The 12,260-nt window shown below is 72.4% G+C and carries 10 protein-coding genes; 6 read left to right on the plus strand and 4 right to left on the minus strand.

What is annotated here, in order from left to right:
- Window positions 1-25: 25 nt before the first annotated feature.
- The 4 genes from ACIGAQ_RS33620 to ACIGAQ_RS33635 all read left to right on the plus strand — a co-directional run bounded on the left by ACIGAQ_RS33620 (window position 26) and on the right by ACIGAQ_RS33635 (window position 5,352).
- The gene (locus tag ACIGAQ_RS33620; protein ID WP_399789709.1) at window positions 26-1,117 is read left to right on the plus strand and encodes a glycine betaine/L-proline ABC transporter ATP-binding protein; all 1,092 of its coding nucleotides are present in this window, start codon (window positions 26-28) and stop codon (window positions 1,115-1,117) included.
- Window positions 1,110-3,728: an ABC transporter permease/substrate binding protein gene (locus ACIGAQ_RS33625; RefSeq protein ID WP_399789712.1), complete on the plus strand. Its 2,619-nt coding sequence runs from the start codon at window positions 1,110-1,112 to the stop codon at window positions 3,726-3,728. The genes ACIGAQ_RS33620 and ACIGAQ_RS33625 overlap by 8 nt, the downstream gene beginning before the upstream one ends.
- A gap of 335 nt (window positions 3,729-4,063) precedes the next feature.
- A complete protein-coding gene (locus ACIGAQ_RS33630) occupies window positions 4,064-4,636 on the plus strand; it encodes a helix-turn-helix domain-containing protein (protein ID WP_399789715.1) in 573 nt (190 codons plus the stop codon).
- Window positions 4,633-5,352 carry a helical backbone metal receptor gene (locus tag ACIGAQ_RS33635; protein WP_399789717.1) on the plus strand — a complete coding sequence of 240 codons (720 nt, stop codon included), beginning with the start codon at window positions 4,633-4,635 and terminating at the stop codon, window positions 5,350-5,352. Before ACIGAQ_RS33630 ends, ACIGAQ_RS33635 begins: the two co-directional genes overlap by 4 nt.
- On the opposite strand, the gene ACIGAQ_RS33640 is transcribed toward ACIGAQ_RS33635, so the two are convergent.
- Complete coding sequence (locus tag ACIGAQ_RS33640) at window positions 5,264-6,415, minus strand: TDT family transporter (protein ID WP_399789719.1); 1,152 nt, start codon at window positions 6,413-6,415, stop codon at window positions 5,264-5,266. The two genes, ACIGAQ_RS33635 and ACIGAQ_RS33640, sit on opposite strands and share 89 nt — an antisense overlap.
- Before the next feature lie 70 nt (window positions 6,416-6,485).
- On the opposite strand from ACIGAQ_RS33640, the gene ACIGAQ_RS33645 reads away from it, so the two are divergent.
- Window positions 6,486-7,415 carry a LysR family transcriptional regulator gene (locus ACIGAQ_RS33645; protein WP_399789722.1) on the plus strand — a complete coding sequence of 310 codons (930 nt, stop codon included), beginning with the start codon at window positions 6,486-6,488 and terminating at the stop codon, window positions 7,413-7,415.
- A gap of 333 nt (window positions 7,416-7,748) precedes the next feature.
- Here ACIGAQ_RS33645 and ACIGAQ_RS33650 read toward each other — a convergent pair whose 3' ends face one another.
- The 3 genes from ACIGAQ_RS33650 to ACIGAQ_RS33660 all read right to left on the minus strand — a co-directional run bounded on the left by ACIGAQ_RS33650 (window position 7,749) and on the right by ACIGAQ_RS33660 (window position 10,780).
- Window positions 7,749-8,420, minus strand: a complete 672-nt coding sequence (locus ACIGAQ_RS33650) for a gamma-glutamyl-gamma-aminobutyrate hydrolase family protein (RefSeq protein WP_399790124.1) — start codon at window positions 8,418-8,420, stop codon at window positions 7,749-7,751.
- A gap of 29 nt (window positions 8,421-8,449) precedes the next feature.
- Window positions 8,450-9,895, minus strand: a complete 1,446-nt coding sequence (gene eat / locus ACIGAQ_RS33655) for an ethanolamine permease (RefSeq protein WP_362279026.1) — start codon at window positions 9,893-9,895, stop codon at window positions 8,450-8,452.
- 150 nt (window positions 9,896-10,045) lie between these two features.
- A complete protein-coding gene (locus tag ACIGAQ_RS33660; protein WP_362279027.1) occupies window positions 10,046-10,780 on the minus strand; it encodes an FCD domain-containing protein in 735 nt (244 codons plus the stop codon).
- Window positions 10,781-10,866: 86 nt separating this feature from the next.
- Between ACIGAQ_RS33660 and ACIGAQ_RS33665 the strand changes: the two genes are divergently transcribed.
- Complete coding sequence (locus tag ACIGAQ_RS33665) at window positions 10,867-12,231, plus strand: glutamine synthetase family protein (protein ID WP_399789726.1); 1,365 nt, start codon at window positions 10,867-10,869, stop codon at window positions 12,229-12,231.
- Window positions 12,232-12,260 lie beyond the last annotated feature (29 nt).

Below are 12,260 nucleotides of genomic sequence, written 5' to 3' on the forward strand. Positions count from 1 at the left end.
TGTTGCCAAGGAAATAGAGGTGCACGTGTCAGCGACCCTTCAGGCGGAGAGCCTGTACAAGGTGTTCGGCAGGAGACCGGACCGGGCGGTCGAGCGGCTCCGCGACGGAGCCGACCGGGAGGACCTGCGTGCCGAGGGCACGACCGCCGCGGTGATCGACGCGTCGTTCACCGTCGAGCCGGGCCAGATCTTCGTCGTCATGGGGCTGTCGGGCTCCGGCAAGTCCACCCTGCTGCGCATGCTGAACGGCCTGCTCGAACCGACCGCGGGCCAGGTGCGCTTCGACGGCCAGGACCTGACCGCGCTGAGCGGCCGTGAGCTGCGCGAGGTCCGCTCCAGGAAGATCAGCATGGTCTTCCAGCACTTCGCGCTCTTCCCGCACCGCAGCGTCCGCGAGAACGCCGCCTACGGTCTGGAAGTGCAGGGCGTGCCCCGCGCCGAGCGTGAACGCCGCGCCGACGAGGCGCTCGCCCTGTGCGGCCTGGCCGGCTGGGAGAAGTCCTGGCCCGACGAGCTGTCCGGCGGCATGCAGCAGCGCGTCGGTCTCGCCCGCGCGCTGGCCACGGACGCCGACCTGCTGCTGATGGACGAGTCCTTCAGCGCCCTGGACCCGCTGATCCGCCGGGACATGCAGGACCAGCTGCTGGAGCTCCAGCAGAAGCTCAAGAAGACGATCGTCTTCATCACGCACGACCTGAACGAGGCCATGCGCCTGGGCGACCGCATCGCCGTCATGCGCGACGGCCGCATCGTCCAGAACGGCACCGCCCAGGACATCCTGCTGCGGCCCGCCGACGACTACGTCGCCTCCTTCACCCAGGACGTCGACCGCTCCCGCGTGCTGACCGCCGGCGAGCTCATGGACCCCTCGGTCACCGCCGAAGGCCCCGGCTGCCACTGCGAGACCGCCACCCCGGACACCCCGTTCACCGAGCTGTGCGCGATCAGCGCCCGGCTCACCCACCCGGTCGCGGTCGTGGACGGGGACAACCGGCAGCTCGGCGTCGTCCCCCGGCAGCGCCTGGTCGGCTTCCTCGGCGACGAGGAGGACACCGCCCCGCGGCCCTGCGACTCCCCGCGCGACAAGGGCGGAGAGAAGGTGACCGCCCGTGCCTAGGATCCCGCTCGGCACCTGGGTCAACGACGCGGTCGACTGGCTCACCACCCACATGGCGTGGCTGTTCGACTTCTGCAAGACCGTCTTCCTCGGCCTCTACGACGGCATCAACGCCGTCCTCCAGGCCCCCGAACCGCTGCTCCTCGCGGGCATCTTCGCGGTCGTCGCGTTCTGGCTGCGCGGCACCCTGGCCGGTGTCCTCGCCTTCGCCGGATTCGCGTTCATCGACTCCCTCGAACTGTGGGAGAACGCGATGATCACCCTGGCGCTCGTCCTCGTGGCGACCGTCATCGCCCTGGTGATCGCCCTGCCCGTGGGCATCTGGGCGGCGCGCTCGGACCGTGTCAGCGGTCTGGTCCGGCCCGTGCTGGACTTCATGCAGACGCTGCCCGCGATGATCTACCTCATTCCGGCGATCCTGTTCTTCGGCACCGGCGCCCCCGCGGGCATCGTCGCCACCCTGATCTTCGCGCTCGCCCCGGGCGTGCGCATGACCGAGCTGGGCATCCGGCAGGTCGACAAGGAACTCGTCGAAGCGGCCGAGGCGTTCGGCACCACACCCCGCAACACGCTGCTGCGCGTCCAGCTCCCGCTCGCCCTGCCCACGGTCATGGCCGGCGTCAACCAGGTCATCATGCTGGGCCTGTCCATGGCCGCGATCGCCGGCATGGTCGGCACCGGCGGTCTCGGCGGCGACGTCAACGAGGCCATCGGCCAGCTCAACGTCGGGCTCGGCTCCGAGGCCGGCGTCGCCATCGTGATCCTGGCGATCTACCTCGACCGCATGACCAGCGCGCTCGGCACCCAGGTGTCCCCGCTCGGCCGCCGCACCGCCGCCAGGCTGCGGGCCGCCCAGGGGCTGAAGGTCTGGTCGTACCGGCCCCGCCCGGTCGTCGCCATGGCCGGCGTGCTCGTCCTCGCGCTCACGGCGGGCGGCATGGGCGTCCTCGGCGGTGGCGACTCCGGCACCGAGGCCGCGGCCGGCGGCAAGGACATCGGCCGGGGCAAGAAGATCAGCATCGGCTACATCCCCTGGGACGAGGGCGTCGCCTCCACCTTCCTGTGGAAGGAGGTCCTGGAACAGCGCGGCTACGAGGTCGAGGCCAAGCAGTTCGACGCCGGGCCGCTGTACACCTCCCTCGCCCGGGGCGACGTCGACTTCCAGACGGACGCCTGGCTGCCCACGACGCACGCCCAGTACTGGAAGAAGTACGGCAGGCAACTCGACGACCTGGGCGCCTGGTACGACAAGACGTCCCTGGAGCTCTCCGTGCCCTCCTACCTGAAGGGCGTCGACTCCCTGGCCGACCTCAAGGGCAAGGCCTCGCAGTTCGGCGGGAAGATCACCGGCATCGAGGCCGGCGCCGGCGAGATGGCCCTGCTCAAGAGCAAGGTCCTCAAGGAGTACGGCCTGGACAAGGAGTACGAGGTCGTCGACAGCTCCACGCCCGCGATGCTGGCCGAGCTGAAGCGCGCGTACGCCCGGAAGAAGCCGATCGTCGTCACGCTCTGGTCGCCGCACTGGGCGTACAACGACTACGGCCTCAAGAAGCTGAAGGATCCGAAGGGCGCCTGGGGCGAGGGCGACGGCGTGCACACCCTGGCCCGCAAGGGCTTCGCCGCCGACGACCCGACGGTCGCCGGGTGGCTGAAGGACTTCGGGATGAGCGAGAAGGAGCTCACCGGCCTCGAAGCCGAGATCAACAAGGCGGGCAAGGGCAGGCAGCAGGACGCCGTCCGCGCCTGGCTGAAGCGGCACCCCGGCTACGCCGACAAGATGGCCCCGGTGCGGGGCGCCGCGGGCGGCACGCCGGCCGAGGCCGCCCAGCCCCTGGACGTGGCCTGGTTCCCCTGGGACGAGGACATCGCGGTCACCTACCTGTGGAAGAACGTCCTGGAGCGGCGCGGCTACCGGCTGAACCTGAAGCAGATGGACGTCGGTCCGGTCTACACCGGCCTCGCCTCCGGTGACCTCGACCTCAACTTCGACGCCTGGCTGCCCCACGCCCAGAAGAACTACTGGGACAAGAACAAGGACCGGCTCAAGGACCTCGGCACCTGGTACGAACCGACCTCGTTGGAGATCGCCGTGCCGTCCTACGTGAAGGGCGTCGACTCCCTGGAGGACCTCAAGGGCAAGTCGGGCACCTTCAAGGGGAAGATCATCGGCATCGAGCCGGGCACCGGCGAGATGGACCTGGCGAAGAACAAGGTCCTGCCCGCCTACGGCCTGGACGAGGAGTACGAGGTCGTCGACGGCTCCACCCCGGCCATGCTGGCCGAGCTGAAGCGTGCCTACGCCAAGAAGGAGCCGATCGCCGTCACCCTGTGGTCGCCGCACTGGGCGTACAGCGACTACGAGCTGACCAAGCTGAAGGACCCGAAGAAGGCCTTCGGCGAGGGCAACACGATCCGTACCATCTCCAACGAGGAGTTCCCCGAGCAGTATCCGCAGCTCACGAAGTGGATCAAGAACTTCAGGATGAGCGAGGACGAGCTCGGCAGTCTGGAGAGCGAGATCAAGGACCGCGGCCAGGGGCATGAGGAAGAGGCCGTCGCCGCGTGGCTGAAGCGGCACCCGGACATGGTGAACCGGATGACACCGCAGTAGGGTTCCGGGGTGGGACGCGCGACACGCCCGCGTCCCGCCCCGCACCCCCCGGATCCACGATCAGGATCCGGACAACCACACAGCGCTACACCACCCCCCGAACCCCCTCTCCCTCCCTGTTCCTCCCGCAGAGGAATCCCGGTCCCGGCCTCCCGGGCGGCGGATCCCCTGGCGTGAACCGTGAGGTCGCGCCCCGCCCCGGACGACGTCGATGTGACGGGCGCATGAAACGGTTTGCCGAACATGCGTAGGGTGCAGACAACTCAACAGAAGCCGTGCGCCGGGCCCTCGGCACACTGGACGCGGATCGACGGGCGAAGGAGGGAGCCGGAGCGATGGGCGACCACAAAGAGCAGCCCCTGCGGGTGGGCGCGGCCGTGCGCCGCCGCCGCCGCGCGCTGGAGCTCACCCTCGCCGTCGTGGCCGAGCGCAGCGGCCTGTCGGTCCCGTTCCTGAGCCAGATCGAGAACGACCGCGCGCGCCCCAGCACCAGCTCCCTGGAGAAGGTCGCCGACGCCCTGCGCACCACCGCCGTCGAACTCCTCGCCGCGGCCGATCCGGCGTGCAGCGTGGACGTCGTCCGCGCGGACGGCACCGAGCCGCCGGCCGACCAGCCGCGCACCCGGTCCCTGGTGCGCGGACACCACCAGATGCACGCCTCCGAGTTCATCGGCGACCACGACGCGGGCCGTGAATTCCAGTACCGCAACGACCAGTTGATGTACGTCGCCGACGGCGCCGTGGAGATCGAGGCGGAGGGCCGCGCCTACCGGCTCGGCCGGGGCGACACGCTGTACCTCACCGGCGGGGTACGGCACCGCTGGCGGGCCGCGGAGTCGGACACGCGCGTGATCGTCGTGGCCGTGGCGGAGCACATCGAGGCGGTCCGGGACCGGCCACGCCGGTGAGGGCCGTCTCGCTGGTTCCCTCGCTGACCGAGGCCGTGGCCCGGTCCGCGCCCGGCGTCCTGGCCGGGGCCACCGACTGGTGCTCGCACCCGCCGGACCTGGACGTGGTGCGCGTCGGCGGCACCAAGAACCCGAAGACCGAACGGATCGTCTCCCTCGCGCCCGACCTGGTGATCGCCAACGAGGAGGAGAACCGCGAACCGGACCTGGCGGCCCTGCGCGCGGCGGGTGTGGAGGTCCTGGTGACGGAGGTCCGTGACGTGCCGCAGGCCTTCCGGGAACTGGACCGGGTCCTGGCCGCCTGCGGTGTGACGGCCCGGCCCCGCTGGCTGGACGAGGCGGAGGAGACCTGGTCGGCCCTGCCGCCGCCGGAAGTGCGGCGCACGGCGGTCGTGCCGGTGTGGCGCCGCCCGTGGATGGTCCTGGGCCGTGACACCTTCGCCGGTGACGTCCTGGCCCGCCTCGGCGTCGACCACGTGCACGCGGCGCACCCCGAGCGGTATCCGCGCGTCCCGCTGGAGGAACTGCGGGCGGCGGCGCCGGACGTGGTGGTCCTGCCGGACGAGCCGTACCGCTTCACGGCCGACGACGGGCCGGAGGCCTTCCCCGGGCTGCCGTGCGCGCTCGTCAGCGGACGGCACCTGACGTGGTACGGGCCGTCGCTGGCCGAGGCACCGCGGCTGCTGGGCGGGGCCCTGCGAGCAGCTCGCCCCTGACCACCCCGCGCACGGTGCCCACGACGGCCGTGCCCCAGGCGGCGACCAGCACCCCGTAGAGCACGACGGTCGGCCCCGCGTAGGCCAGGAGCCCGGTGTGCCGGGCCAGCGCCTCGGCGCCCGTGACACAGGTGCCGACCGGGAAGGTGAAGGACCACCAGCTCATCGCGAACCGCATCCCCTGCCGCCGGGCACGCCACACATGAACGCCGGCCAGGCAGAACCAGAGCAGCGCGAACCCCATCACGGGCACGCCGTAGAGCACGGCGAGGGCGCCGAGACCCTGGCTGCAGGGCTCCGGCACGACAACGGGGGCGACGTCCGCGAAGGCGCCGACGGCGGTGGTGGACTGGCCGATCGGGCCCAGCACCAGGAACAGCGTCGGGGTGAGGGCGAGGGGCAGCGGCCCTCCGGTGAGCAGCCGGGCGAAGACCAGGGGCAGCATGAGCGCGGTCGCGAGCAGGCTGAGCCCGAACAGCGCGAAGCAGAGCAGCAGCAGCGTCCGGCGGGCCTGACCGGGAGGCAGATACGGCACCAGCCGCGGCCCCACGGCGGCCGACACCATGGGCGCGACCAACGGCAGCAGCCACACCGGCGTGGCCTGCCCCGGCTCCACCCGGTGGCGTACGGCCATCAGGTACGGAACGGCGACGGCGGCGGCCAGCCCGACAGCCGTGCCGGCGGTGAACAGCACGGCGTCGAGCGCCACCGCGGCCCGCAGGCCGATCACGTCCCGGCCGACGGCGAGGGCACCGCCGCCGACGGCGAGCAGGGCCATGGCGAGGCAGCCGTAGAACGGCGCCGTCGCCGGGTCGAGCAGATGGGCGCGCGCCTGGTCGCGGTGGCGGGCCCAGTGCGCGGACCGGGCGGCGAGCAAGGCCAGGAGCAGGACCAGGGAGAGGACCCAGACGCCGCAGAGCACGCCGCGCAGCCCCGCGACGTGCCCCGGGAGAGCGGCTCCGGCGGTGGCCACCACGGCCGTGCCCATCACGGTGGCGTACCAGTTGGGCCCGAGGTGCCGGACGGACAGCGGGTGCGCGAGGGGCGGGGCTGCGGTGACCATGACTCCACGGTCGGGCCGGGGCAGGCGTACCACCAGGGAGTTCGCTTCTATGGCGACATAAGCTGGCTTTATGAGCAACACGGAGGAGCAGCCCGGTCCGTCGGTCGGCGGGTCCCTGGCGCACCGGGTGCCGGACCTGGGGGCCCTGGAGCTGCTGCTGGCGGTGGCGCGGGTCGGCAGCCTCGGCGGGGCGGCGCGCGAGCTCGGCATCACCCAGCCCGCGGCCAGCAGCCGGATCCGGTCGATGGAGCGGCAGCTCGGCGTGGCGCTGGTCGACCGTTCGCCCCGCGGGTCCCGGCTGACGGACGCCGGTGCGCTGGTGACGGACTGGGCGCGGCGGATCGTGGAGGCGGCGGAGGCGTTCGACGCGGGGGCGCAGGCGCTGCGCGACCGGCGTGACTCACGGCTGCGCGTGGCGGCGAGCATGACCATCGCGGAGTACCTGCTGCCGGGGTGGCTGCTGGCGCTGCGGGCGCAGCGGCCCGACACGGCGGTGTCCCTGCTCGCGGGCAACTCCACGGTGGTCGCCGAGCGCCTGCTGTCGGACGAGGCGGACCTGGGCTTCGTGGAGGGGCTTTCGGTGCCGACCGGACTGGACTCGGTGGTCATCGCGCACGACCGGCTGATAGTCGTGACCGCACCGGGACACCCCTGGGGGCGCCGTGGGCGGCCGGTGGCGGCCCAGGAACTGGCCTCGACCCCGTTGATCCTGCGGGAGAAGGGCTCCGGGACGCGCCAGGTGCTGGACGCGGCTCTGGGCGGACTGGCCCGGCCGCTGATCGAGTTGTCCTCGACGACCGCGGTGAAGGCCGCGGCGGTCAGCGGGGCGGGACCGGCGGTGCTGAGCGAACTGGCGGTGGGGGAGGAACTGGCGATGCGGCGGCTGGTGCGGGTACCGGTGGCCGGGGTGGCCCTGGCACGTGACCTGCGGGCGGTATGGCCGACGGGCCACCGCCCGACGGGACCGGCCCGCGACCTGCTGTCGCTGACGCGGGACTAGGCCGTGTCCGCACAGTCCCTCCTGCCCCGCGACGCCCGGCACGCACTCTCTCGCCGCACCGGACGCAGTCCCGAGTACGCCCAAGTACGAGGGACCGGGTCCGGCACGCCGAGAGCACGCACCGGACGCGGCAGGTACCGCCCTCCGGGCGGAGGGAGGGACCCTTCGGACACGACCCAGGCCACCGAACGGGGGCACGGGGGCGCGCACGGCACCGGCCCGGTCCGGGTGCCGCCCCCGCGCACGGGGGTCCGGTGCCGCCCCACGAGAGCCGGGCGCCATCGGTCCGGTGGCGCCGGCCGGCCCCGGAACGAGGCGTCGGCCGGGCGCGGGTCACCGCGACGCCGCCTCCACCAGGGCCCGCATCACCCGTACGTCGTCCCCCATCTCCGGATGCCACTGCACGCCGAGCGCCCAGGCCGGGGCGGGGAGTTCCACCGCCTCCACCGTGCCGTCCGCGGCGTACGCCGACGGGACCAGGCCCTCGCCGAGGCGGTCCACGGCCTGGTGGTGGTAGGTCGGCACCGACGCCTCCTCCGGCACGATCCCGGCGTACAGCGTGCCCGGCACCGGCTTCACGGGGTGCCCGCCGAACACGCCGACGACCTCCGCGTGCCCCTCCAGGTGCTGCACGAGCGTGCCGCCCAGAGCCACGTTCAGCAGCTGCATCCCCCGGCAGATCCCCAGCAGGGGCACCCCGGCCGCGAGCGCCGCGTCGATCAGGGCCAGTTCCCACGCGTCCCGCTCCGGCGCGGGCGGCCCCGTCCGGGGCTCGCGCTCGGCGCCGTAGCGCACCGGCTCCACATCGGGACCGCCCGCGATGACCAGCCCGTCCAGCCGGGCCACGGCCTCGGCGGCCCGCTGCGGGGCGTCCGGCGGCAGCATCGCGGCCAGGCCGCCCGCCCGCTGCACCAGCCGCGGGTAACCGACCGGCAGCAGCGCCGCCTCCAGCTCCCACACACCCCAGCGCGCACCCGACTCCAGATAGGTGCTGACCCCGATCAACGGCCTGGCCACAGCGACTCCTCCTCGACTCAGTCCCGTGCCAACTCTGCCTCGGCCGCGGCCAGCGCCGCGAACTCCTCCTCCGGCGCCTTGGCCACCAGCCGCTTGCGGCTGTACAGGCCGAAGTACGCGACGGCGACGGCGTACACCACGAGCGCGATGAACGCGGCCGTCACGTCCACCAGGAACGTCGCCACCAGCGCCGCACAGGCCAGCACCAGCGCGATCGACGAGGTCAGCACCCCGCCCGGCGTGCGGTACGGCCGGGGCAGCTCCGGTTCGCGGCGGCGCAGCACGATGTGCGACAGCGACATCAGCGCGTAGGAGATGGTCGCGCCGAAGACGGCGATGTTCAGCATGCGGGCGCCGTTGCCGGACACCGCGGCCAGCAGGAAGCCGATCGTGCCGGGCACGAGCAGGCCCAGGTAGGGCGCCTTGCGGCGGCTGGTGAGGGACAGGAAGCGGGGCAGGTAACCCGCGCGGGAGAGGGCGAACAGCTGGCGCGAGCCCGCGTAGATCAGGGAGAAGAAGGAGGCCACCAGGCCCGCGAGACCGGCGTAGTTGACGATCCGGCTCAGGGTCGTCGCCTCGCCGTCCGGCTGGAGCGCCTCCACCAGCGGGTTGCCCGCCTCCTGGATCGCGGCGGAGCCGCGCGCCCCGGCCGCCGCGAAGAACGTCACCACCGCGAGCACCACCAGGATGGCCATCGACCAGCGGATCGCCTTCGGCAGCGTGCGGGCCGGTTCCCGGGTCTCCTCCGCGGCCAGCGGCACGCCCTCGACGCCCAGGAAGAACCACATGCCGAACGGGAAGGCCGCCCAGATGCCGAGCAGCCCGAACGGCAGCCAGGAGTTCGCCCCGGCGGCCGAGGCGTCGACCGGGATGTCGTCCAGCGCCCCGAAGGAGAAGTCCGGCAGCGCGGCCAGCGCGAACACGATCAGGGCCGCCACCGCGATGCCGGTGACGACGAAGCTGAAGCGCAGCGCCTCGCCCACGCCCCACAGGTGGATGCCGAGGAAGATCGCGAAGCAGACCAGGTACATCGGCCAGCCCGACTCCAGGCCGAACAGGCCGAGCGACTCGACGTAGTCGCCGATGAAGATGACGATCGCGGCGGGCGCGAGGACGTACTCGATGAGGATCGCCGTGCCGGTCAGGAAGCCGCCCCAGGGGCCCAGCGCGCGACGGGCGAAGCCGTAGCCGCCGCCCGCCGTGGGCAGGATCGAGGACAGTTCGGCGAGGGCGAAGACCATGCAGGCGTACATGGCGCCCATCAGCACCATGGCGATGGCCAGACCCCCGAAGCCGCCCTCGGCGAGGCCGAAGTTCCAGCCCGAGTAGTCGCCGGAGACGACGTAGGCGACACCGAGACCGGTCAGCAGCACCCAGCCGGCGCTGCCGCGGCGGAGCGCTCTGCGCTCCAGATAGTCGTCGCCCTCCGGGGCGGCGGGTGGGGTGGTGGGTTCCTCGGACATGGGCAGACTCCCGACGGGGCGGCGATCACGGGGCCGAGCGCGCTACGACTCAATGGAATGAGGCCATACCTTTGCGGTGCCGACCGAGGGAAGGCAAGACCCGTGCGTTAATCGCCCGTAAATCCTCACCGGGTCCGGCCGCGGGCGGGCTCAGCCCAGGAACCCGCGCAGCAGCGCCGCCGTGCCCCCGCAGTGCTCGCGCATGATCTCCCGCGCCTGGTCGGCGTCGCCCTCGATCACGGCCTCCACCAGGGCGGTGTGCTGCCGCTGCGAGTGCTCCAGGTTGCGCACCAGCAGCGGGATGCAGTCGAGCAGGTCGTTGACGCTCGCGCGCACCGCCGCGTACTGGGCGGTCAGCGTGGGGGAGCCGGACAGCTCGGCGAGCGTGAGGTGCAGCAGCGTGTCGCGGCGCCGGTAGTCGCTCAGCGGCGCGTCGTGCGTGCCCGCCAGCGCCGCCCGCAGCCGTGCCTCCTGGTCCCCGGTCAGTCCGTGCGCCGCGCACAGCCCGGCCGCGCCCACCTCCAGCACCTCCCGGAACCGCAGCACGTCCTCGATGTCGGTCTCGGCGATCCGGCGCCGCAGCTCGTCCTCGCCGCCCGCGTCGGAGCGCGGCAGCACGAACGTGCCCCCGTAGCGCCCGCGCCGCGACTCGACCAGACCCTGGTCCTGGAGCACCTTCAGCACCTCGCGCAGCGTCACCCGGCTGATCCCCAGCCGCTCGGCCAGCTCCCGCTCGGCCGGCAGCCGCTCGCCCCCCGCCACCAGGCCCAGCCGCACGACCTGGAGGATCTGCTCCAAGGCCTCCTCGAAGCCGTTGCCCGCGCGCACCGGCCGCAGCACCGGCGTCAGCCGGTCCCGCACCCCGCCGACCGCTTCCTCCGGCATGTGGCCGTACCCCCTTCCCAAGCAATGGTCTTCCGCAATACCTTATGGCTCCCGGCTCGCCGAAAGAAGCCGAAGGAGGCTCTCCCGTGGCAGACCGCACACCCCCGCTGAGCGTCGAGGAGCTGCACGCCCTCGTCGCCGGCGGTGAGATCGACACTGTCGTCCTGGCCTTCCCCGACATGCAAGGGCGGCTCCAGGGCAAGCGGTTCGCCGCACGCTTCTTCCTCGACGAAGTCCTCCACCACGGCACCGAGGGCTGCAACTACCTGCTCGCCGTCGACACCGAGATGAACACCGTCGACGGTTACGCCATGTCCTCCTGGGACCGCGGCTACGGCGACTTCGCCATGCACCCGGACCTGGCCACCCTGCGCCGGGTGCCGTGGAACGAAGGCACGGCGATGGTCCTCGCCGACCTCGCCTGGGAGGACGGCTCCCCGGTGGCCGCCGCCCCCCGCCAGATCCTGCGCCGCCAGCTGGACCGCCTGGCCGAACTCGGCTACACCGCCCAGGTCGGCACCGAGCTGGAGTTCATCGTCTTCAAGGACACCTACGAACAGGCCTGGGACGCGAACTACCGCGGCCTCACCCCGGCCAACCAGTACAACATCGACTACTCCGTCCTCGGCACCGGCCGCATCGAGCCCCTGCTGCGCCGCATCCGCAACGAGATGGCCGGCGCCGGCCTGACCGTCGAGTCCGCCAAGGGCGAGTGCAACCCCGGCCAGCACGAGATCGCCTTCCGCTACGACGAGGCCCTGGTCACCTGCGACCAGCACGCCGTGTACAAGACCGGCGCCAAGGAGATCGCCGCCCAGGACGGCATGTCGATCACCTTCATGGCCAAGTACAACGAGCGCGAGGGCAACTCCTGCCACATCCACCTCTCGCTCGCCGACGCCGACGGCGCCAACGCCATGGCCGGGGACGGCCCGGGCGGCATGTCCGACGTCATGCGGCACTTCCTCGCCGGGCAGCTCGCCGCCCTGCGCGAGTTCTCCCTGCTCTACGCACCCAACATCAACTCCTACAAGCGGTTCCAGCCCGGCTCCTTCGCCCCGACCGCCGTCGCCTGGGGCCGTGACAACCGCACCTGCGCGCTGCGCGTGGTCGGCCACGGCCGCTCCATGCGCTTCGAGAACCGCCTGCCCGGCGGCGACGTCAACCCCTACCTCGCCGTCGCCGGACTGATCGCGGCCGGGCTGCACGGCATCGAGCAGAAGCTGGAACTGCCCGAACCCTGCGCCGGCAACGCCTACACCGCCGACTTCGCCCACGTCCCCACCACCCTGCGCGAGGCCGCCGAGCTCTGGGAGCACAGCGCCATCGCCCAGGCGGCCTTCGGGGACGAGGTCGTCGCGCACTACCGCAACATGGCGCGCGTCGAACTGGACGCGTTCGACGCCGCGGTGACCGACTGGGAGCTGCGCCGCTCCTTCGAACGTCTGTGAGGTCCTCGTTGTCTTCAGAGTCTTCAGAG

The organism is Streptomyces sp. NPDC085932 (genome assembly GCF_044540525.1).
In the GTDB taxonomy this organism is placed as follows: Bacteria; Actinomycetota; Actinomycetes; order Streptomycetales; family Streptomycetaceae; genus Streptomyces; species Streptomyces levis.

Coding starts and splice junctions, on each gene's coding strand:
- ACIGAQ_RS33645 (WP_399789722.1), top strand. CDS start 6,486: ATGAGCAACACGGAGGAGCAGCCCGGTCCGTCGGTCGGCGGGTCCCTG.
- ACIGAQ_RS33630 (WP_399789715.1), top strand. CDS start 4,064: ATGGGCGACCACAAAGAGCAGCCCCTGCGGGTGGGCGCGGCCGTGCGC.
- ACIGAQ_RS33640 (WP_399789719.1), bottom strand. CDS start 6,415: ATGGTCACCGCAGCCCCGCCCCTCGCGCACCCGCTGTCCGTCCGGCAC.
- ACIGAQ_RS33660 (WP_362279027.1), bottom strand. CDS start 10,780: ATGCCGGAGGAAGCGGTCGGCGGGGTGCGGGACCGGCTGACGCCGGTG.
- eat (WP_362279026.1), bottom strand. CDS start 9,895: ATGTCCGAGGAACCCACCACCCCACCCGCCGCCCCGGAGGGCGACGAC.